Here is a 20,507-nt window from a genome sequence, read left to right as displayed (position 1 = left end):
GTGCGGTGGTGGTCCTGTGCGGTGGTGGTCCTGTGCGGTGGTGGTCCGGTGCGGTGGTGTGGCGTCAGACTGCGGCTCGGTGACCGTTGACCTCAATCGCACTTGACGTTTCACCATGGTCATCAGCGGCGCATCGCAGGGGAGCGCCCAGCGAGGAGGTATCGCCATGACCGTGATCGTGCAGCCCGACTCCCGGCCCGACCTCACCCGTTCCGGCGTCGGTGTCGTCAAGGTGTCCACCTGGGACGTGGGTACGCCCGAGCGACAGCGCGGCGCCGTCGAGGCCATTTCCCAGGCCTGGCAGAGCCGGGAGTGGCCCGACGTCGGGCTTGTCTCGTACACCGTCCACATCGGCGAGGACGGCAGGACCCTTCTGCACTACTCGCAGTGGACCGGCGAGGACGCCTACCAGGAGTTCTTCCGTACGTTCCGGGACGACAGGAGCGCGGAGATCGATGCCGCCGTGCCCGGTATCGAGCGGCTCGGGATCCATTCGTACGAGCTCTACCGCAGCGGCAGCAGCGCCGGCAACGAGGACCGGCGGATCCCCGGCTCCGTCGTGATCGTGGACGTGGAGTTCGACGGGCCGGACGCCGCGCGACAGCGTGCCTGGGTGGACGGCGTCTTCGAGGCGTTGGGGACCGATCCGCACCCCCACCCCGGTGGGATCTCCGGGCACTTCCACATCAGCCTCGACGGGAGGCGGGTGCTCAACTACGCAGAGTGGGCGAGCGCCGAGGCGCACATCGAGGCGCTGTCCGCGCCCGGTAACGGCATCGGATCCCCCACGCCGCAGTGGGCCAGGGTGCAGAGCTTCCCCGGCGTGACCGGAGGGGGCGTGAACCGGTACGCGCCCGCGCTGAGCCTCAGCGCGGGCGCGTGAGCCGGGCGCGCAACCCGGGAGTGTGAACCGGGCGCGCGGCCGGACGGTGTTCCGGAGGGTGTTACGGGCGGAAACGCAGCACCTGCGGGTCGTGGTCGCTGTTCTGGTCCGCGAACTCCGCGTTGATGTGCACGCTGTCGTACGTGAAGTTGCCGACCGAAGGGCTGGTCAGGATCTGGTCGAGCACCTGGCTGTTGCCCTGGAAGACGTACGAGTAACGCTCCGAGCGGGGGAGGGACTTGATCGCCGGGTAGAGCGCGCCGCCGTCCGTCAGTGCCTTCGTCGTCGCCGAGAACTCGAAGTCGTTGATGTCGCCGAGGACCAGGACGTCGGCACGGCGCTCGGCCTTCAGGATGTCCTTGACGAAGGTGTTGACCGCCTGCGCCTGCAGCAGGCGCTTGACCTCGGAGGAACGGTTCGGCGGCTGGTGGTGCGAGGTCAGGTTCTCGTCGCCGCCCTTGGAGCCGAAGTGGTTGGCGATCACAAAGACCGTGCGGCCGCGGAAGGTGAACTCGCCGGCCAGCGGCTTGCGGCTGTTGTCCCAGGCGGTGTTCGCCGGGTCGATCCGGCCGGGGGAGAAGGTCAGGGCGGCCTTGCGCCCTTCCTGCACGACAGTCGTGCCCGCCGTCGCGCTGCCGCCCGCGCGGTCCGTGAAGGAGACCCGCTCCGGGTTGAAGAGGAAGACCTGGCGGATGTTGCCGCCGGGCTCCCCGCCGTCCTTGTTGTTCTCGGGGTCGATGGTCCGCCACTCGTACGCCGGGCCGCCCGCCGCCACGATTGCGTCCGTGAACTTCTTCAGCGTCTGGTCGGCGGCGACCGTGCCGTCGTTCTTCGCGCCGTTGTTGTCCTGGATCTCCTCCAGGGCGAGGATGTCGGGCGAAGAGAGGTTGGCGACGACGGCCCCCGCGAGCGCGTCGAACTTCTCCTGCGGGTCGGACGGGTCGAGATTCTCCACGTTGTACGTGGCGACGGCCAGTTCCCCGCGCCGCGGCGCGCGGGTCTTCTCGGGCTCCAGGCCCCGGTCGGCGACCGTGCCCAGGGTGCGGGCGACGAGCGTGTAGCCGCCGAACTGGTTGAAGTCCAGCGGGCCTTCGGTCGTTCCGGTCAGATAGTCGCCGACGTTCGCCTTGGGGAAGGGCTGCTGAGCGACCGGGGCGAGCTGCTGCACCTGCAGCCGGCCGGTGTTCTGGGAGGTGTACGCACCGTAGACCGTGCCGCCGCGCCTGCTGTCGTTCTCGTGCGGCTTGACCGTCACCCACAGCTCGGAGTACGGGTCGGTGGCGCCGACGACGCGGGAGGAGCCGATGCGTACGTTGCTGCCCTCCAGCGACTCGTAGTAGTCCAGGGCGTACGTACGGGGCTTGAGGGTCAGCGCGTTGATGCTGTTGCCCGCCGCCGCGTCACCGGACGGGGCGTACGCCGAGGGGACCGACTTCGCCGAGACGGTGACGGGCGCGGGCAGTGCGTTGCCCGAGGAGACCACGGTCACCGTCGGCTTGGAGATCTGGGTGACCGACTGGTTGCCGGAGGAGATGCCGCCGGGGATGTACTCGCCGACGAGGCCGGAGACCGTGACCGCGTCGCCCACGGCGACGGTCGGGTTGGAGCTGGTGAAGACGAAGATGCCCTCGCTGGTGGCGGCGTCCTTGTCGGCCTGCGGGTCCTGGAACCAGAAGCCCTTGGAGCCGAACGTCCGTACGCCCGTGACGATGCCCGCGACATCGGCGACCTGCTGTCCGGCGAGCGGCGATATCCGGGTGGAGCCCTGGATGTCATGGATCCGTATCCCGGCGGCGGCGTCGTCGGCGGAGGCGGCGGAGGAGCCGGCGAGCAGGCCTGCGGCCAGTGCGGCGGTGACCACGGCCGAGAGGGCGGCGGTTCTCGGTACGACGGAGGAAGGCATCACGAACTCCGAGGGTGAGGTGTGAGGGGTGATTCTAAGTTCTACGCGCGTCAATCTCTTGGTTCAGCAGGGGAGTTGTCAAGGGTCGACGGGTGTACGGGATCCAACGGGCGGGTGAACTGGCTGTCCTTGGGGGCGGTGGGGGCCTATCCCCGCCCGTGTAGTGCCCGGGCGCGGCGAAAACCGGTGAAAAACGTCTACGCTGGGCTCCGCCCACCGGGCCGCCCGCACTCCGTACGCCCCGAGGAGAACCAGCAGATGTCCGAAGACCGCCCCACCCTGCCGCCGGTGCGGCTGCACTCGGACGCGGAGCTGGCGCGGGACGCGCTTGCCACGCCGCTGCTGACCAGGGCCGTCCGGCTCGCCCGCTGGGCGGGGCCGCAGACGCGCGTCGGCGTCGGTGGCGAACTCGTCGACGAGCAGCTGGCTGCGGCCGCCGAAGAGCTGGGCTTCGGCGGAGCCGACGACGCTGTTGGAGGTGACGGCGACGGTGACGGCGACCGGTACGGCGACGGCCCGGCGTATGCGAGCGAGGCATGGCGCACCGCGGTCGACGCCGGTCTCGTGGAGGTCCGGGACCCGCAGGACGACGACGCCGAGTTCGGCACGGTCACCGCGGGGGAGAACCTCGCGCTGATCACCTCCGGCGGACCCCAGGACATCCTCGCCATCTGGCTGGACGCTCTGGAAGCGGTCCACGCCGACGCCACCGCTCCGCTCCTGGACGACCTGGCCGATGCCATCGGCGACGACGGCGAGATCGACTTCGCGGCGCTGGACTGGGACCCGGAGGGGGAGGCCGAGTTCCTCGACGGGGTCCTCGGGAATCTGTATCTGCTGACCGTCGCCGGGGGTGGCGCGGGCGACGAGCCGGTGCCGCTGCCCGCACTGGCCGCGTCGATGATCGTGCCCGACGACATGGGCGAGCCGACCGACGACGTGCTGGAGCAGGTGTCGCAGGCGATGATGCGGCTGGACGACCAGTTCCGTCTGCTCGAGCCGATCGGGCTTGTCGAATACCGGCCGGTGGACGAGGCGCTGATGGCGGAGGTGGCGGACGAGGAGCCCGCGCCCCCGGTCGACGAGGAGGACGTCTCGCGGTACGGGCTGGTCAAGCTCACCCCGCTCGGTCTGTACGGCATCAGGGCCCGGATGCTGGAGGCCGGTATCGACGCGCCGGCGGTCGGGGACCTGGCGGACAAGGGGGCGGACACGCTCCTGGACGGGCTGGCGAACTACCCCGAGCTGTCCGCCCGGGCCGAGACCGAACAGTGGCTCGCGCGGCGCTCCCCGGCCGACGCGGCCCGCGATCTGCTCGCCGCGGCCCGGGGCACGGACAAGGGCGCCCCGCTGCGCCGCCTCCACTGCCAGCAGGCATTGACGCTGGTGGGCCCGCAGGCCGAACCCGCGGTCCGTGCGGTCCTCGACGACGCGGAGCTGGGGGGCCTGGCACGGGTCTGGCTCGCGGAGCGGGGCGCGTCGGACGTGCCGGCGCCGCCGGAGTCGATGATCTTCTGGCTGGCCATCGACACGATTGCGGCGCAACTCGACGTGGAGGGCGAACCGGAGGAACTCCAGGGCCTGGTGGAAGGACTGGTCGGCCAGCACAGCGGCTTCTTCGAGGCGGCCTGGCGGGTGGAGCACCCGGCGACCGCGGAGGTGCTGGAGGCGATGGGGCGGCTGCACCCGGACAAGAGGATGGCGAAGGACGCGCGCAAGGCGGCCTTCAAGGCGCGGTCGCGGACGGGTGGCTGAGCGGAGCCCGAGCCCTCAGGGCGGGAGCCCGCGCTTCCTGGGCGGGGGCCCGAGCCCTCAGGGCGGGAGCCCGCGCTTCCTGAGCGGAGCCCGAGCCTCCTGGGCGGGAGTCCGAGCTTTCTGAGCAGGAGTCCGCGCCTCCTGGGCGGGAGCTGAGCCCTCAGGGCGGGAGGCCTGCGCCTCCTGGGCGGAGCCCGAGCCTCCCCCTGCCCGCCGCTCCCGGAACCGGGGACAAGCCCCTCGCCCCCGGCCCTCGCCGCGCCCGGCCCCTCGCCCCCGGCCCTCGCCGCGCCCGGAGCCGGTCTGCACCGGCCTCGCGGCGCGGCCGGGTGGCGGGCATTCGCTCCCCGCGTGCCTGCCGCCTGCCGCTGCGCGGTGGTGCCGGGGTTCCAGGGCCGTTGGCGGGGATGGGCGTGGCACCTGGCGCTGCCTGCGCGCAGGCAGCGCGGCGCGGACGGGGCGGCGGGGCATCCCGTGCCCCGCCCGCCGTCGGCTTCGTGGCCGGGTCCTGAGCAGAGCCGGTGGCCCGTGCCGTGCCGGGCCCGGTCCGCCGGTTTCCGGATTGCCGGTCCGCCGGCCTCACGTGCGCAGATGCGAGGCCCCGTTGAGGTCCAGCACCGCGCCCGAGGCCCACTCGGCCGACGGCGACGCCAGCCACAGCACCGCCGCCGCGATCTCCTCCGCCGACGCCACCCGCCCGAACGGGCTCTGCGCGCGGATCGCCTCGCCCTCCGTACCACTCAGCCGGTGCGCCACCCGCTCCGTGTCGAAGAATCCGGGAGCGACGGACGCGACCCCGATGCCGTACGGGGCGAGGGAGACCGCGAGCGACTGGCCGAGCGCATGCACCGCCGCCTTCGTCGCCCCGTACGCCGGATGATCCGGCTCCCCCCGGAACGCCCCGCGTGAACCGATGTTGACGATCCTGCCTCCCGTACCCGCGTCGATCATGCGGCGGGCCGCGAGATGGCAGAGATTCGCCGTGGCGAGGAGATTGACGGACACATGCTGCTGCCAGAGCGCCGCCCACTGCTTGTACTCCGTCGTGGCCAGCGGATGGGGAAGGTTGACGGCGGCGTTGTTGACGAGCACATCGATGCCGCCGAGCCCGTCCGCCGCCCGCCCGGCGATCGACGCCGCCCCCGCGGCGTCCGACAGATCGCCGCCCACCAGCACATGGCCCGTACCGGCGAGTGAGTCCAGCGTCGCCCGCGCCTCGTCCTCGCGCGAGCCGTAGTGGACGGCGACGCGGTCACCGTTCGTGGCGAAGGCCTGGGCGACGGCACGGCCGAGGCCGCGGGAGGCTCCACTCACAAGGACGCGGCGGCCGGTGGCGGGAAGATTCATGACAGCAGGGCCTCTCGATGTCGGGCGGTGTTCAAGTGCCGTTTATACGCGGGCGGAAGGGTGGCGCCGACATCAGCCCAGCCGGATGCGTCCCCTCAGGCCCCTCAGGAGATCCCGATGCCGCTCACCCGCAGGGAATTCACCAGACAGACCGCGTTCACCGGCGCGGGAGTCGCCCTCACCGGCGTCGTCGGCGCGCTCGCCACCGCGCCCGGCGCCCTCGCCGCGGAAGACACCGTCGAGATCGCCGGGAACGACGGGCATGCCCCCAAGGGGCCCGGCTACGGACCGCTGCTCCCCGACCCCGAGGGCGTCCTCGCCCTGCCGGCGGGATTCAGCTACCGGGTCATCACCCACAGCGGCATCACCAAGCTGGAGTCAGGTGAGTTCACCCCCTCCAACCACGACGGCACCGCCACCTTCGAGGGTCCGCGCGGTGTCACCCTCCTCGTCGTCAACCACGAGCTCAAGGGCGCCCGCGGCGGGTGGAAGTACCCTGTGCCGCTCACCGAGAACCTCGTCTACGACCCCGCCGCGGCCGGGGGCTGCACCGTCGTCGAGACCCACCGCGACGGCCGCAGCGCCCAGTGGGTGGGCATAGCCGGCACCTCCACCAACTGCGCGGGCGGACGCACCTCTTGGGGCACCTGGCTGACCTGCGAGGAGAACTCCGACCGGGCCGGCGAGAACGGCATGACCAAGGACCACGGCTATGTCTTCGAGGTCGACCCGTACGACCGCCGCGCCAACCGCGACCCCAAGCCCATCAAGGCGCTGGGGCGCTACGACCACGAGGCCGTCGTCATCGACCCCAGGCGTGGCCACGCCTATCTGACCGAGGACGCCTCCGGGCCCAACGGCCTGCTCTTCCGCTGGGTCCCGCCGCACGGCTTCAAGCACGGCCGCGGACAGCTGCGCCGGCTCGCGGACGACGCGGGCGTCCTGCAGGCGACCAGGTGCTACGACTCGGGCGGCCGGTTCGTCGACGACCTCTCGCGCGCCACCAGGATCGGCACGGTCTACGGCGTGGACTGGGTGGACGTCCCGGACCGCGACGCCACGAACATCGACGTACGCGAGCAGTTCGGGGAGAAGGACATCACCCGGGCCCGCAAACTCGAGGGCATGTGGTGGGCCGACGGGGGCGCGTACGTCGTCTCCTCGTACGCCCGTGACGAGAGCCCCGGCAAGCCGCACGACGGCCAGGTGTGGTTCTACGACCCCCGCCGCCGCACGCTCACGCTGAAGGTACTCCTCGGCGTCAACGCCGACCCGGACAAGGACGGCGCGTACGACGGTCCGGACAACATCACCGTCTCGCCGTACGGCGGCCTGGTCATCGCCGAGGACGGCGAGGGCATCCAGCACCTCTTCGGCGCGACCGAGCGCGGGCGCACGTACCCGATCGCCCGCAACGACCTCAACGGCAGCGAGTTCACCGGCGTCGTCTTCTCGCCCGACGGCCGCATGCTCTACGCCAACATCCAGACCCCGGGCATCATGCTCGCGATCACGGGCCCCTGGAAGCGCCAGTCCCACCGCCACTGATATCCCGAGTGGGGCAGTCTGGTTGCGTCCCTGTAAAACCCTTGGCGTACCCGGAGGCCGTCCTCCTAGAGTGATGCCTGTCCAGGTGCGAAGGCAGGACCTACTTCCACTGTTAATGGGGCGGCCGCGGGTTCGAGTCCCGTCACCGGCTTCGGGCCGGTGTAGCTCAGATGGCAGAGCACCTTGTCGGTTCCGCCGGCTTCGATCTCTGGACGCACCACAACTTTATGCACCTCCCGGTGCGAAGGCCGCGGCTACTTCCTTTCATGAAACATGCCGCAGCCGGATTTGATCTCGGGAGGCTCAGCTTTCGGGGTGCCCGGTGCGCAGGCAACGGTTACTTCTCGGACCGGGAGGCTGCGGGTTCGAATCCCGCCCAGCCATGGCTGGTGGTGAAATCAGGAATCACGCCCGGCAAGTCCGTCGCCGAATCCTGATCTCGGGTACCCCTTTGCTGAGCCTTCCCCCAGGGAATTCGGGGGAATTCACATGGCACGCTTCAACACCCGTACGGCCAAGGCCGGAGCCACCTCGCCCGTGCGGTCGACCGGCCGCACCGTGCGTACGCACCAGGGCGGTACCGGCGCCGAGCGCGACGCGCGCTCCGAGCTCTTTCTGCTGGCCGTCGCCAACTTCGTTTCGCAGCAGACCTTTTACGAGAACGGCAGCGACCGTGACAACCGCTTCGCCGCACTCGTACGCAATCTCGCCGTCGAGGACCCCGAGTGGACTGCCGGCCTGCTCGCGTGGCTGCGCGGTGAGGGAAATATGCGCACCGCCTCGATCGTCGGTGCCGCCGAGTACGTCAAGGCACGCCTCGACGCCTCCGTGACCGAGGGCCCGACGAACCGTCAGGTCATCGACTCCGTACTCCGCCGTGCCGACGAGCCCGGCGAAATGCTCGGCTACTGGACCTCGCAGTACGGCCGCAATGTGCCCAAGCCCCTCAAGCGTGGAATCGCGGACGCCGTGGCCCGCCTCTACAACGGAAAGTCGCTGCTGAAGTACGACACCGCGTCCAAGGGCTACCGCTTCGGCGACATCCTCAATCTCGTGCACGCCTCGCCCGACCCCGAGAAGGCGTGGCAGGGCCCGCTGTTCCAGTACGCCCTCGACCGCCGGCACAACCCGGACACGGCCGAGCCGCCCGTCTCGAACCGCACCCTCACCGCCCACCGGGCGCTGATGGCGGTGCCCGTCGCCGAGCGGCGCGCGGTGATCACCGCGCCCGACGGCGCGACGCGCCTCGCCGAGGCGGGGATGACATGGGAGGCACTCGCGGGCTGGCTGCAGGGCCCGATGGACGCGGCGGCCTGGGAGGCCGTCATCCCGTCCATGGGCGCGATGGCCCTGGTACGCAATCTGCGGAACTTCGACGAGGCCGGGGTGTCCGACAAGGTCGCCGCGCAGGTCGCGGCGGAGATCGCCGACCCCGAAGTGGTCGCGAAGTCGCGGCAGTTCCCCTTCCGCTACCTCGCCGCCTACCAGCACGCGCCGTCGCTGCGCTGGTCGTATCCGCTGGAGCAGGCGCTCGGCCACTCGCTGGCCAATGTGCCCTCCCTGCCCGGCCGGACGCTGATCCTGGTCGACCGCTCGGGCTCCATGTGGGCGCGGCTGTCCGACCGCTCGGAGCTCAACCGCGCCGACGCCGCCGCCATCTTCGGCACGGCCGTGGCGATGCGCGCGGCCGACGCCGACCTGGTGCAGTTCGGCACGACCCACTCCCGGATGACGTACGCCAAGGGGGAGTCGGTGCTCAAGGTCCTGAGCCGCTTCGGCAACCTCGGCGGCACCGACACCACCGGGGCCGTACGCGCGCACTACCGGGGCCACGACCGGGTCCTGATCGTCACCGACGAGCAGGCGCAGTACAGCTACCACGGCGACCCGACCGAGCAGGTCCCGGCGCACATCCCCGTCTACACGTGGAATCTGGCGGGCTACCGGGCAGGTCACGCGCCGTCGGGCACGCCGGGCAGGCACACCTTCGGGGGCCTGAGCGACGCGGCGTTCCGGATGGTGCCCCTGATCGAGCGCGGCCGGGACGCCGACTGGCCGTGGACGTGAGTACCGCCGCGGGCGGATGACGGGCCGCGGGATGGACAGCCGAGGGAGGATCAACAGCCGCGGGGGAACAGCTGCTGATCCGTGAACGGCCGTTGTGTGAACGTGAGTTGACATCTAACATTTCAGTTCATGGAAGCGCTGCGGCCGGTTCGGCGCACCCTGCTGCGCGACACGGCGTACGCGGCCATCCGTGACGCCATTGTGCGCGGCGAGCTCCCACCGGGGGACGCCGTACGTGATGCCGACCTCGCCGAGCGGCTCGGGCTGTCGCGCGCCCCGGTGCGCGAGGCGCTCGCGCGGCTCGCCGAGGAGGGGCTCGTCGAGTCCAAGCCGCAGAGCTATACGCGGGTGACGCGGCTCGAACCGCGGGCCGTGCGCGAGGCTGCCGTCGTCGTGCGCGCCATGCACGAGCTGGCCGTGCGCGCTGCCGTGCCGCGGCTCACGGCCGAGGACGTCGCCGTGATGCGCGAGGCGAACCGCCGCTTCGAGAGCGCCACCCGCGCCGGAGTCGTCGGCGAGGCGCTGCGGGCCGGCGACGAGCTGCGCGACGTGCTCGTACGGGCCTGTGGCAACCGTGCCGTCGCGGCGACGATCGCCCGCCACACTCCGCTGATCCGCCGTCTTGAGTGGCAGCAGTTCGCCGCGGAGCGCGCGCTGCGTTCAGCCGGGCTGCATGAGCGGCTCATCGACGCCTGCGCCGAGGGCGACGCGGACGGGGCGGCGGGTGTCACCGCGCGGATCTGGAGGGCTCTCGAAGAGCTCGCCGATGATCCGGGCGAAAGGAACGTACCGGATGAACCACCCGAACTACTCGAACCGAACGTCCTCTGACCAAAGGAGTTCAGCGTGTCGATCACGTCGTACGAGCGGTACCCCCTGTTGTTCGGACCGTCACCGGTGCACCGGCTCGACCGGCTGACCCGCCGTCTCGGCGGCGCGGAGCTCTGGGCCAAGCGGGAGGACTGCAATTCGGGGATCGCCTACGGCGGCAACAAGACACGGAAGCTGGAGTATCTCGTCGCCGACGCCCTCGCCAGGGAGTGCGACACCCTGGTGTCGATCGGCGGGGTGCAGTCGAACCACACCCGCCAGGTCGCGGCGGTCGCGGCCCGCGCCGGGCTCGCCTGTGTGCTGGTGCAGGAGACGTGGGTCGACTGGCCGGACGCCGTGTACGACAAGGTCGGCAACATCCTGATCAGCCGCCTGGCGGGCGCGGACGTCCGGCTGGTGCGTGCGGGTTTCGGAATCGGTGTCAAGGAGAGCTGGGAGCTGGCGCTGCGCGAGGTGGAGGACAGCGGCGGGCGGCCGTATGCGATCCCGGCCGGCGCCTCCGCCCATCCCCTCGGCGGGCTCGGCTTCGCCAACTGGGCCTTCGAGGTGGCCGAGCAGGAGCAGGCGGCCGGGGTCTTCTTCGACACCGTCGTGGTGTGCTCGGTGACTGGCAGTACACAGGCCGGGATGGTCGCCGGGTTCGCGGCTCTCGAGGAGGCGGGCGGCCGCCGACGGCGCGTGATCGGCATCGACGCCTCCGCCGCGCCCGACCGCACCCGGGACCAGATCACCCGTATTGCCCGGAATACTGCCTCGCTCATCGGGGTGGAGCGCGACCTGCGGGACGACGAGATCGAACTGGACGAGCGGTATCACGCCGGGACATATGGCATTCCGGACGCCACGACGCTGGAAGCAATGCGGCTGGCGGCCCGTACGGAGGGGATGGTGACGGATCCGGTGTACGAGGGGAAGTCGATGGCAGGTCTGATCGACCTGGTGAAACGGGGTGAGATCGGGTCCGGAGCCACCGTGCTCTACGCTCATCTCGGCGGCCAGCCCGCGCTCAATGCCTATAGCGCGCTGTTCTGACGTGGCGTGGCGGGGGCCCGAGGGCGCATACTCCAGGTAATGACAAAGTCAGCCGGATCCCGGCGCCACCTGCCCTCCAGTCCCTTCAACAAACCGGCCGCGGCTGCTCCACCCATCGAGCAGTACGAAGTGGGCGACCGGGTCTCGCACGACCAGTTCGGACTCGGAAGAGTCATCGCAGTCGAGGGCGACAATGCCGCCGTGCTCGTCGACTTCTCCGGGCGGCAGGGAAGAATCCTGAGCCCATACTCCAAGCTGGCTAAACTCTGAGGACCTGGCCCCCGGGCCCGCCATCACCCTTCTGATGGCGGTCCCGGCGGCGTGGGTGTCACAGTGCCTTTGCGGCGGGCTTCACCATGCCGCGTACCGTGCGGGACTTCACGAAGTCACCCATGGCTGTCATGTCCCATTCGCCCGAGAACTGCTTGACCAGCTTGGCCATCATCACGCCGGTCTGCGGCTCCGCGCCGGTCAGATCGAAGCGGACCAGTTCCTCGCCCGTCGCTGCGTCGATCAGGCGGCAGTAGGCCTTGGCGACCTCGGTGAACTTCTGTCCCGAGAACGAATTGACGGTGAAGACCAGACCCGTCGCATCCGCGGGGAGCCGGCCCAGATCCACGACGATCACCTCGTCGTCGCCCGCGCCCTCACCCGTGAGGTTGTCACCGGAGTGCTTGATCGCGCCGTTGAGGATCGAGAGCTTGCCGAAGTAGCAGCTGTCCAGGTGGTTGCGGTTGGGGCCGTACGCGATCACGGAGGCGTCGAGGTCGATGTCCTTGCCGCGGAAGGCGGGCTCCCAGCCGAGGCCCATCTTGACCTGGGACAGCAGCGGGCGGCCGCCCTTGACCAGGGAGACGGTCTGGTTCTTCTGGAGGCTGACCCGGCCCTTGTCCAGGTTGATCTTCCCGGTGCCGGGGGCGGCAGCGGCCGGAGGCGCGGAGGGGGCGGGCGGAGCGGATGCGGCGACCCGAGGGTCGGACGGCGGTGCGGCGGGCGCTGCGGGGGGCGCTGCCACGGGGGCGGGGGTGACGGCCGGAGCGGGGGCTGCGGCGGGCTCCTCGTCCACGGAGACGCCGAAGTCGGTCGCGATGCCCGCCAGCCCGTTCGCGTACCCCTGACCGACCGCACGGGCCTTCCAGGCGCCGTTGCGGAGGTAGATCTCCACGACGACGAGGGCGGTCTCGGAGCCGAGCTGAGGCGGGCGGAAGGTCGCGAGCGCGCTGCCGTCGTCGGCGTTGCGGATGGTGGCGGTGGGCTCGATGCCCTGGAAGGTCTGTCCCGCGGTGTCCGGGCTCGCAGTGACGACGATCTTCTCGATGCCGGGCGGAACGGCGGAGGTGTCGACCACGATCGCGTCGGGGGCACTGCCACCGCCGGAGCGGTAGCTGACACCGGGGCCCGCCGGCTGGTTGTAGAAGATGAAGTCGTCGTCGGAGCGCACCTTGCCGTCGGCGGTGAGCAGCAGGCCCGATACGTCGAGCCGCACCGGGGCGGCGACGTCCACCGCCACGCGGGCGACGGAGAGAGGGATGTTCGAGCCGGGGGTCATAGCTGTCATGCCAGAGGTAACGAGCGAAACCGCTTTACCGTTCCCTTACTGTTCTCATCTGTTGCGCGGGTGATTCCGGGCCGTCCGCTCATTTCCGAATGTGTAGGAGCCGGTCCAGCGGGCCATGACCAGCTGGGCGTCGCCGGACTCCACCTCGGCCAGGAACTTCTCCGCGCGGGCGCCGCGCAGGGCGCCGGCCGCGCGGCCGCGGTGGGTGATGACGACGCTGCCGTCGCCGTGCTGGGCGTAACTGAATCCGGATGGTCTGGCCATGGCGGACATCCTGACCGGTGCGGGCCCCGGGCGGCACGCGAATTCTCCGGCGCCGAGGCCGCTCGGAGGGCGCGTCCGGGCGTCCGGACGATCAGTAGGGCCACTGGGGCGGGTTGGTGCAGAAGTGGCCGCCCAGATGCGCGTGGTCCGGGTCGTCCGGGTCGAGTTCGCCCTGCTCCGCGACGAGCTTGTCGGCGTACTGCTCCGAGTCGTCCTGCGGCTCGTAGCCGAGGGCGCGGGCGGTCGACAGGTCCCACCACAGGCGCGTGTTGGCCGAGGAGCCGTAGACGACGGTGTGGCCGACGTCCTCGGCGGTGAGAGCGGCGTGGAACAGGCGTGCGCCGTCGCCGGGGCTCATCCAGAGAGACAGCATCCGTACGGACGTCGGCTCCATGAAGCAGGAGCCGATGCGGACGGAGACGGTCTCGAGGCCGTGCAGGTCCCAGTAGAGCTGGGCCAGGTCCTCGCCGAAGCACTTGGACAGGCCGTAGAGGGTGTCGGGGCGGCGCGGGGTGTCGATGGGGATCAGCGCGCCGGGATCGAGGGGCGCCTGCCCGCGCGGGCGAGGGGTGAACCCGGCCGTGTGGTTGCTCGAGGCGAAGACGATGCGTCCGACGCCCTCTTTGCGGGCCGCCTCGTAGAGGTTGTACGTCCCCTCGATGTTCGCGCGCAGGATCTTCTCGAAGGGGGCTTCGAGCGAGATGCCCGCCAGATGGATGACCGCGTCGACGCCCCGTACCGCCTCGCGCAGCGCCTCCTTGTCGGCGAGGTCGGCGGTGACCGCCTCCGGCACGCCTTCGATGGGGGTGGCGTCGAAGAGGCGGAGTGCGTAGCCGTACGCGGGCAGCAGCCCCCGCATCAGCGTGCCGATGCCGCCGGCGGCGCCTGTGAGCAGGACAGTGCGGGGAGCGGGCATGGGTGGGACTCCTTGGAATGCTCAGATTCGTGAACAGTATTCACATCTATGGACAACCGATGAATGGTCCGATCGTCGTCAAGTGTCGCGCGGAGGGGGCGACTTCGGGTCTGAGTTGCGAGTTTTCGCCTTGACCCGCGCCGCTTGGCTGTCCTAGCGTGACATTGTTCAGAAATGTGGACGTCGATCAGAATTGTGCACGAGCCGAGGCTCGGTGCACCTCCAGGGAGCGCCCGTGACCACAGTCCCGCTCGCCGCCCGGCTCGCCCGGGTCCAAGGACCGCTGTTCTTCCCCGTCACCGCGTACGGACCGGACGGCGACCTCGACCTCGGCACCTTTCGCACCCATGTGCGACAGGGCATCGACTCCGGCGCGGCCGCGGTCTTCGCGTGCTGCGGCACGGGTGAGTTCCATGCCCTGACCCCCGAGGAGTTCGGCGACTGCATTGCCGCGGCGGTGGCGGAAACGGGGGGCGAGGTACCCGTCGTCGCCGGCGCGGGCTACGGCACCGCGCTCGCCGTCCAGTACGCCAGGATCGCCGAAGCGGCGGGGGCGGACGGGCTGCTCGCCATGCCGCCCTACCTCGTCGTCGCCGACCAGGCCGGGCTGCTGCGCCACTACGCCGCGCTCGCCGCCGCGACCCCCCTCGACGTCATCGTCTACCAGCGCGACAACGCGGTCTTCACCCCCGAGACCGTCGTGGAACTCGCCCAGGTCGACGGCATCATCGGCCTCAAGGACGGCCATGGCGACCTCGCACTGATGCAGCGCATCGTCAGCGCCGTCCGCCGCGGCCTTCCCGGCCGGGACTTCCTCTGCTTCAACGGGCTGCCCACCGCCGAACTCACCGGCCTCGCCTACCGCGGCATCGGCATCACCCTCTACTCCTCCGCCGTCTTCGCCTTCGCCCCCGACATCGCCCTCGCCTTCCACCGCGCGCTGGTCACCGGAGACGACAAGACCGTCAACCGGCTGCTGGACGGCTTCTTCGTGCCGTTCGTCGAACTGCGCAACCTCGGCCGCGGATACGCCGTCTCGCTCGTCAAGGCGGGAGTACGGCTCGAAGGACTCGACGTCGGCGAGGTGCGGCCGCCGCTGAGCGAACCCCTCCCCGTCCACGTCAAGGCGCTCGCGGTGCTCATCGAGCGGGGCCGGGCCCTGCTGCGGGACGGCGTCGGAATCAAGTAGCAGGCGGCGCCGCCGAGAACGTAGTCTCCGCGAATGAGCCATGATTCCGGCATCCGTGATGTCCGCCCCGAGGACCGGGAGGCCATCGCCGCTCTCGACGACTCCTTCACCACGGAGTACGTGTACGAAGTCTCCGCCGGAGACGTCGGGTTCGGGCTGCGTATGGTGGCCGTCGATCCGCCGCTGGTGAAGGTGTTCCCGGCCGAGGAGGACGAGCCCGACGCCGCCTGCGAGCTCGTCGCCGTCGACACCGAAGGGCGCGTGTGCGGGTACGCCGCCGCCGATGTCGAGACCTGGAACCAGCGGCTCGTCGTACGGCAGGTCGCCATCGCGCCGGAGCACCGCGGCCGCGGCGTCGGCGGCGCACTGCTGCGGCGGCTGCTGGCGTACGGGCACCGGCAAGGCGCCCGTACCGCCTGGCTGGAGACCTCGAGCGTCAATGTGCCGGCGGTTCGGGCGTGGCGGCGGATGGGATTCCGGCTCTGCGGGCTCGACACGACGCTCTATACCGGAACTGCCTCTGAGGGAGAGACGGCGCTCTACATGAGCAGGCCCGTCACCGGATGAGCCGGTCGTCACCCGGTGAGCAGGCCCCTCACCCGAGGGCCGCCGCCATCATCTTCTGAGCGATCGGCGCGGCAAGTCCGTTGCCGCTGACCTCCGAACGCGCGGCGCCCGAGTCCTCGACGATCACGGCCACCGCCACCTCCTTGCCGGTGGACGAGTCCTTGGCGTACGAGGTGAACCAGGCGTACGGCGTCTTGCTGTTGTTCTCGCCGTGCTGGGCGGTGCCCGTCTTGCCGCCCACCTCGGCCCCGTCGATCCTGGCGTTGGACCCGGTGCCCTCGTTCACGACGGTCACCATGGCGCTCCGCAGCTGCTCGGCGGTCGAGGAGGAGACGATCCGCTGCGACTCCTCGTCCTCGTAGGACTCAAGGGTGTTGCTGTCCGAGTCCACGACCTTGGAGACCATGTGCGGCGACTCCATGACACCGTCGTTGGCGATCGCAGCCGAGACCATCGCCATCTGCATCGGGGTCGCGGTCACATCGAACTGGCCGATGCCCGTCAGCGCCGTCTGCGCGTTGTCCATGCCGGACGGATACAGGCTCTCCGAGGCCCGCACCGGTACGTCCTGCTCCTCGTCGTTGAAGCCGAACTTCTCCGCCATCGCCTTCACCTTGTCCTGCCCCAGATCGGCGGCCATCTTCGCGAAGACGTTGTTGCAGGAGTACTGCAGCGCCGTGCGGATGGTCGCGTTCTCGCAGGGGGCGGAGGTGTTCTCGTTCTCGAGGACCCTGCTCGTGCCGGGCAGGGTGTACGGATTCGGGCTCTCGGTCCCCTCGTCCGCCGACCCGTACAGACCATCCTCCAGCGCCGCCGCCGCGACCACCAGCTTGAAGGTCGAGCCGGGCGGCAGCGGCTGCCGCAGCGCCCGGTTGACCAGGGGCTTTTCCTGGTCCGCCAGCAGCTTCCGCCAGGTGTCGCCGTCCGTCGTCCCGCTGATCTTCGACGGGTCGTACGAGGGGGTGCTGACCATCCCCAGGATCTTCCCGGTCTTCGGGTCCATGGCCACGGCGGCACCCTTGGTGTCGCCGAGCGCCCGGTAGCCGGCCTTCTGCACCTCTGGGTCGATGGTGGTGAGCACCTCGCCCGGCACCTGCTGCTTCCCGGTGAGCGCGTCGACCGGGTTCTTCAGCCGGTCGTCCGTCCCGTCGAGGACCTTGCTGTAAATGCCCTCGATCTGGGTGGCTCCGTAGGCCTGCGAGCTGTAGCCGGTGACGGCCGAGTACAGCGAGCCGTCGGTGTAGGTGCGTTTGTACGAGAGGTCACCGCCCTGCGTCCTCTTCGATCCCGTGACCGGTGACCCGGCCACGACGATGTCGCCGAGCGGCTGCGCATACTGCGCGATGACCTTCCGCCGGTTGTGTTCGTCGTCCGCGAGAGCTCTGCCTTCGTACGCCTGGACCCAGGTCACCCGCACCAGCAGGGCGAGCACCAGCAGCAGACTGAAGACCGAAGCGTGCCTGATCGTCTTGTTCATCCCACAGAAGGGACGTACGAGGGGGAGGGTGCCGTTCCCTCCGCCCGGCTTTCTCAGGGATTCTTCATCTGCCGCGCCTCGGCCGCCCCGGCGTCTCAGCGCGGCGAGACGAACCCCGACTCGTACGCCGCGATCACCGCCTGTGTACGGTCCCGGGCGCCCGTCTTGGCGAGAACCGACGCCACATGGGTCTTCGTCGTCGCAGGTCCCACGCCCATCCGCCCGGCGATCTCCGCGTTCGTCAGGCCTGTCGCCATCAGCCGCAGCACCTCCGCCTCGCGCTCGGTCAGCCGGGCCGCCCACGGCGGGAGAGGCTCCGGCTGCCGACGGCCGTACTCGGCGGCCAGCGAACGGACCGCGGACGGGAAGAGCAGCGAGTCACTGCGCGCCACCAGCCGCACGGCCTGGACAAGATCCTCCGCCGCCGCGCGCTTGAGCAGAAAGCCCGCCGCTCCGGCGCGCAGCGCGTCGTACACATAGGAGTCGTTCTCGAACGTCGTCACCACCACGATCCGCGGGGGCTCGCCCATGGTCCCCAGGATCTGCTCCGTGGCCCGGATCCCGTCGATCTCCGGCATGCGCACATCCATCAGGACCACATCGGGGCGCAGCCCGCGCACCACCGACACCGCCTCGGCGCCGGTCGCCGCCTCGCCGACGACCTCGAGGTCGGGCTCGGCATCGAGGATGACGCGCAGCGCCGTACGGACCATCCGCTCGTCGTCGGCGAGGACGACCCGGATCGCGCTCATCGGCGGCCCGCCAGGGGGAGCCGCGCGGACAGCCGCCACACCGCACTCCGCGGTTCTGCGCCGAGACCGGTCTGCGGTTCTGCGCCGAGGCCGGTCTGCGGTCCTGCCTGCGGTCCTGCCTGCGCCTGCCCGCCGAGCAGCGCGGCCCGCTCGCTCATGCCGCGCACTCCGCGGCCGCCCCCGGGGCGGACCACCGGGGCCCTGTCGGGCAGCGGGTTCTCCATCGTGATCTCCAGCTCCTCGCCGCGAAGGGCGATCCACAGGGTCACCGGGGACGCCCCGGCGTGGCGCAGGGCGTTGCTCAGCCCCTCCTGGACGATGCGGTACGCCTCGCGCGAGACGGCCGCGGGGACGGCCGTCAGGTCGCCGTCGGCGGTGAGCGACACCTGCACACCGCTGCGGGACAGCAGACCGTCCAGGGTGTCCAGGGCCGGCCCGGTGGTGACCGCCGACGCGCCGTGGTCGTCCTGACGCAACAGGCCCAGTACGGAGTCGAGTTCGCCCACCGTACGCCGGGTGGTCTCCTCGATCGCGGCCAGCGCCTCCCGTACGAACTCCACATCGCTGTCCAGGACCTTGCGGGCCGCGCCCGCCTGAAGAGTGACGGCGCTCAGCGCATGGCCCACCGAATCGTGCAGCTCACGGGCCAGGCGGTTGCGCTCGGCCAGCTCCGTGGCCCGCCGCTCGGCCGCGGCCAGCCGGTCCGAGGGCGTGGGCCCCAGCAGTACCGGTGCCTGGCGGGCCAGCAGCGCACCGGCCGCGGCGGCGCACCCCGCGAGTGCCAGCAGCATGGCCGTCCCGGCGAGTGGGAAAAGGGCCGTTGCCCAGGGCCGGTCGAGGGCTTCGGGGAGCATCATCATGTCCCGCAGCCCGTCGAAGAAGGGCAGCATGATCAGCGTCACCGCGAACGGCGGAAGGGCGAGGGAGGCTCCGCTGACCAGGGCGCCGAGCCCCAGGTGGAGTGTGTACCAGGCCGATGTCCGCAGCCGCGCGGCCCGCGAGCGCGCGGCCCCGTCCGCGAACCGCTCCGCCGGCACCCCGCACAGCGCCCGGGCCGCGGCCACCGACAGCGGCCTGACCAGGGGGAACAGTGCGGTGGCCGCGGCTATCGGGAGCGCGATGCCGTATGCGCCGAACTGAAGCGCCACTGAGCTGAACATGCCCTGCGCGCCGCCGAGTGGGCCGACGGCCACCGTCCCCACGAGCCAGTACGGCATCAACAGCGCGCCGCCCAGGATCAGATGGAGCCAGCGCAGCCTGGCCCGCGCCCCGAACAGCGCCCGGCCGCCCGCCCCGAGCAGCGCCTTCACGCGCCGCGCCGCCGCAGCAGAGAGCCGACAGCGCTGATGAGGAGGAGGCCGGAGATCATCTCCACAGAGTAGGTCAGCACCATCAGCCCCGATGTCTGCTCGACCTCATCGGTCTCGGGCATCAGCGTCGCGATCAGCAGCCAGCCGCCCCACGCGCCCAGCGCGGCCGACCCCACCCAGGCCAGTGCCAGCGGTGTCTTCACCGGCAGTGAGGGGGCGCGGCGGAACGCGAGCAGCAGTACGCCCGCAACGGCGGCGAGGGCGAAGAGGCAGCGGACGCCTTCGAGCAGGTAGAGGTCCGTGGTGCGCTGGTCGATCCGGGCGGGGGAGAGTCCCGCGGTCGATCCGAGGGCCCACAGGAGGTGCATGACGGTGGGGAACACCACGATCAGCGAACCGAGCGCGGCGGTGATCCGCATGAAGGGCCCGGTCGCGGCGTTGGGCAGCTCCCAGACCCGGCCCTGCCACAGGTGGCTCCAGCGGCCCTTGGCGTACAGCAGGAAGAGGGCGCCGAGCGTGAGGCCCTGGAGGATGAAGCCGCCGTAGACGGCGCCGAAGACCCAGTCGTCGAGGAACGGCTCGGCCCTGCTCTCCGGTGCCGTGGTGCCCCCGAACGCCGAGGCGGCCAGCTGGAGCGGGAAGCCCACCATGATCGGGGACAGCAGCCCGGTCGCCACCCAGATCGGCAGACCGAGCAGCCGGCCCTTGACGCGCCGTCCCCAGGGCTGGGTGAGCAGCAGGGCCAGTACGACGACGGCCATGTCCATCAGCACCGTGATGCTGTTGGCGACGATCATCAGACTGCGGTGCTCGAGGAGGACGCTGCCGTCGGGGATGCCGATCCGGCTGCCGGCGATCCAGGCGGTCTTGAGCGCGAGATAGGGGACGCAGGAGGCGATGGCGAGGGCGCGCAGCACCCTGCGGGCCCGTCCGGGGCTCACTCGGTCGACGGCCGGGGGAGCGGAGTTCGGGGAAGCGGAGACGAACGGTGTCCGTGTCATGACACCTACGATTCCGGCGCGGAGTCTCCGGCGCCTCCTGCGCCGCGACGATCCGCCTCCGCCGTGCGGCGGAGGCGCGAGTCGTTCTTCGTCGTTCCTCGTCGTCC

The 20,507-nt window shown here is 70.8% G+C and carries 18 protein-coding genes and 1 tRNA gene; 10 read left to right on the top strand and 9 right to left on the bottom strand.

The genetic code is table 11. The features are described from left to right. Positions 1-166: 166 nt before the first annotated feature. Positions 167-883, top strand: coding sequence for an antibiotic biosynthesis monooxygenase (locus OG883_RS20650; RefSeq protein ID WP_266543000.1), 717 nt, complete (start codon positions 167-169; stop codon positions 881-883). A gap of 61 nt (positions 884-944) precedes the next feature. On the opposite strand, the gene OG883_RS20645 is transcribed toward OG883_RS20650, so the two are convergent. Then, positions 945-2,786, bottom strand: coding sequence for an endonuclease/exonuclease/phosphatase family protein (locus OG883_RS20645; RefSeq protein ID WP_266542998.1), 1,842 nt, complete (start codon positions 2,784-2,786; stop codon positions 945-947). A gap of 258 nt (positions 2,787-3,044) precedes the next feature. Here OG883_RS20645 and OG883_RS20640 point away from each other — a divergent pair, with 258 nt between their 5' ends. After that, positions 3,045-4,541 carry a hypothetical protein gene (locus tag OG883_RS20640; protein WP_266542996.1) on the top strand — a complete coding sequence of 499 codons (1,497 nt, stop codon included), beginning with the start codon at positions 3,045-3,047 and terminating at the stop codon, positions 4,539-4,541. Between the two features lie 579 nt (positions 4,542-5,120). Here the strand turns inward: OG883_RS20640 and OG883_RS20635 are convergent. Next, on the bottom strand, positions 5,121-5,888 hold the full coding sequence (locus OG883_RS20635) for an SDR family NAD(P)-dependent oxidoreductase (protein WP_266542994.1): 768 nt from the start codon (positions 5,886-5,888) through the stop codon (positions 5,121-5,123). A 117-nt stretch (positions 5,889-6,005) separates the two neighbouring features. Here OG883_RS20635 and OG883_RS20630 point away from each other — a divergent pair, with 117 nt between their 5' ends. From OG883_RS20630 to OG883_RS20605, 6 genes are all read left to right on the top strand, one after another. Next, complete coding sequence (locus OG883_RS20630) at positions 6,006-7,436, top strand: alkaline phosphatase PhoX (RefSeq protein ID WP_266542992.1); 1,431 nt, start codon at positions 6,006-6,008, stop codon at positions 7,434-7,436. 75 nt (positions 7,437-7,511) lie between these two features. Then, positions 7,512-7,587, top strand: a tRNA-Asn gene (locus tag OG883_RS20625). Positions 7,588-7,925: 338 nt separating this feature from the next. Next, entirely contained in the window at positions 7,926-9,503 is a 1,578-nt protein-coding gene (locus tag OG883_RS20620) for a TROVE domain-containing protein (protein ID WP_266542990.1), read from the top strand. 129 nt (positions 9,504-9,632) lie between these two features. Further along, positions 9,633-10,334, top strand: coding sequence for a GntR family transcriptional regulator (locus tag OG883_RS20615; RefSeq protein ID WP_266542988.1), 702 nt, complete (start codon positions 9,633-9,635; stop codon positions 10,332-10,334). Between the two features lie 15 nt (positions 10,335-10,349). After that, complete coding sequence (locus OG883_RS20610; protein WP_266542986.1) at positions 10,350-11,366, top strand: 1-aminocyclopropane-1-carboxylate deaminase; 1,017 nt, start codon at positions 10,350-10,352, stop codon at positions 11,364-11,366. Positions 11,367-11,405: 39 nt separating this feature from the next. Beyond that, the gene (locus tag OG883_RS20605) at positions 11,406-11,636 is read left to right on the top strand and encodes a hypothetical protein (protein ID WP_266542984.1); all 231 of its coding nucleotides are present in this window, start codon (positions 11,406-11,408) and stop codon (positions 11,634-11,636) included. Positions 11,637-11,694: 58 nt separating this feature from the next. Here the strand turns inward: OG883_RS20605 and OG883_RS20600 are convergent, their stop codons facing one another. From OG883_RS20600 to OG883_RS20590, 3 genes are all read right to left on the bottom strand, one after another. Continuing rightward, on the bottom strand, positions 11,695-12,924 hold the full coding sequence (locus tag OG883_RS20600) for a TerD family protein (protein WP_266542982.1): 1,230 nt from the start codon (positions 12,922-12,924) through the stop codon (positions 11,695-11,697). Positions 12,925-12,969: 45 nt separating this feature from the next. Further along, entirely contained in the window at positions 12,970-13,188 is a 219-nt protein-coding gene (locus OG883_RS20595; RefSeq protein WP_266542980.1) for a hypothetical protein, read from the bottom strand. Positions 13,189-13,279: 91 nt separating this feature from the next. Continuing rightward, positions 13,280-14,104, bottom strand: coding sequence for an NAD(P)-dependent oxidoreductase (locus tag OG883_RS20590; RefSeq protein ID WP_266542978.1), 825 nt, complete (start codon positions 14,102-14,104; stop codon positions 13,280-13,282). 235 nt (positions 14,105-14,339) lie between these two features. Here OG883_RS20590 and OG883_RS20585 point away from each other — a divergent pair, with 235 nt between their 5' ends. Next, a complete protein-coding gene (locus tag OG883_RS20585) occupies positions 14,340-15,293 on the top strand; it encodes a 5-dehydro-4-deoxyglucarate dehydratase (RefSeq protein ID WP_266542976.1) in 954 nt (317 codons plus the stop codon). A gap of 33 nt (positions 15,294-15,326) precedes the next feature. After that, complete coding sequence (locus tag OG883_RS20580; protein ID WP_266542974.1) at positions 15,327-15,860, top strand: GNAT family N-acetyltransferase; 534 nt, start codon at positions 15,327-15,329, stop codon at positions 15,858-15,860. Between the two features lie 28 nt (positions 15,861-15,888). On the opposite strand, the gene OG883_RS20575 is transcribed toward OG883_RS20580, so the two are convergent. The 4 genes from OG883_RS20575 to OG883_RS20560 form a co-directional block, all read right to left on the bottom strand. Then, entirely contained in the window at positions 15,889-17,337 is a 1,449-nt protein-coding gene (locus OG883_RS20575) for a penicillin-binding protein 2 (RefSeq protein ID WP_266542972.1), read from the bottom strand. Between the two features lie 95 nt (positions 17,338-17,432). Continuing rightward, entirely contained in the window at positions 17,433-18,089 is a 657-nt protein-coding gene (locus OG883_RS20570; RefSeq protein WP_266542971.1) for a response regulator transcription factor, read from the bottom strand. Beyond that, a complete protein-coding gene (locus OG883_RS20565; protein WP_266542969.1) occupies positions 18,086-19,399 on the bottom strand; it encodes a sensor histidine kinase in 1,314 nt (437 codons plus the stop codon). The genes OG883_RS20570 and OG883_RS20565 overlap by 4 nt, the downstream gene beginning before the upstream one ends. Then, complete coding sequence (locus OG883_RS20560) at positions 19,396-20,400, bottom strand: hypothetical protein (RefSeq protein ID WP_266542967.1); 1,005 nt, start codon at positions 20,398-20,400, stop codon at positions 19,396-19,398. The genes OG883_RS20565 and OG883_RS20560 overlap by 4 nt, the downstream gene beginning before the upstream one ends. Positions 20,401-20,507 lie beyond the last annotated feature (107 nt).

This window comes from Streptomyces sp. NBC_01142, assembly GCF_026341125.1.
In the GTDB taxonomy this organism is placed as follows: domain Bacteria; phylum Actinomycetota; class Actinomycetes; order Streptomycetales; family Streptomycetaceae; genus Streptomyces.
The sequence above is the reverse complement of the archived record's forward strand: the minus strand, read 5'-3'. Positions and strand labels throughout refer to the sequence as shown.

Excerpts from the sequence above, each read along its gene's own strand:
- OG883_RS20650 (WP_266543000.1), top strand. The coding sequence starts at position 167 with ATGACCGTGATCGTGCAGCCCGACTCCCGGCCCGACCTCACCCGTTCC.
- OG883_RS20645 (WP_266542998.1), bottom strand. The coding sequence starts at position 2,786 with ATGCCTTCCTCCGTCGTACCGAGAACCGCCGCCCTCTCGGCCGTGGTC.
- OG883_RS20640 (WP_266542996.1), top strand. The coding sequence starts at position 3,045 with ATGTCCGAAGACCGCCCCACCCTGCCGCCGGTGCGGCTGCACTCGGAC.
- OG883_RS20635 (WP_266542994.1), bottom strand. The coding sequence starts at position 5,888 with ATGAATCTTCCCGCCACCGGCCGCCGCGTCCTTGTGAGTGGAGCCTCC.
- OG883_RS20630 (WP_266542992.1), top strand. The coding sequence starts at position 6,006 with ATGCCGCTCACCCGCAGGGAATTCACCAGACAGACCGCGTTCACCGGC.
- OG883_RS20620 (WP_266542990.1), top strand. The coding sequence starts at position 7,926 with ATGGCACGCTTCAACACCCGTACGGCCAAGGCCGGAGCCACCTCGCCC.
- OG883_RS20615 (WP_266542988.1), top strand. The coding sequence starts at position 9,633 with ATGGAAGCGCTGCGGCCGGTTCGGCGCACCCTGCTGCGCGACACGGCG.
- OG883_RS20605 (WP_266542984.1), top strand. The coding sequence starts at position 11,406 with ATGACAAAGTCAGCCGGATCCCGGCGCCACCTGCCCTCCAGTCCCTTC.
- OG883_RS20600 (WP_266542982.1), bottom strand. The coding sequence starts at position 12,924 with ATGACAGCTATGACCCCCGGCTCGAACATCCCTCTCTCCGTCGCCCGC.
- OG883_RS20595 (WP_266542980.1), bottom strand. The coding sequence starts at position 13,188 with ATGGCCAGACCATCCGGATTCAGTTACGCCCAGCACGGCGACGGCAGC.
- OG883_RS20590 (WP_266542978.1), bottom strand. The coding sequence starts at position 14,104 with ATGCCCGCTCCCCGCACTGTCCTGCTCACAGGCGCCGCCGGCGGCATC.
- OG883_RS20580 (WP_266542974.1), top strand. The coding sequence starts at position 15,327 with ATGAGCCATGATTCCGGCATCCGTGATGTCCGCCCCGAGGACCGGGAG.
- OG883_RS20575 (WP_266542972.1), bottom strand. The coding sequence starts at position 17,337 with ATGAACAAGACGATCAGGCACGCTTCGGTCTTCAGTCTGCTGCTGGTG.
- OG883_RS20570 (WP_266542971.1), bottom strand. The coding sequence starts at position 18,089 with ATGAGCGCGATCCGGGTCGTCCTCGCCGACGACGAGCGGATGGTCCGT.
- OG883_RS20560 (WP_266542967.1), bottom strand. The coding sequence starts at position 20,400 with ATGACACGGACACCGTTCGTCTCCGCTTCCCCGAACTCCGCTCCCCCG.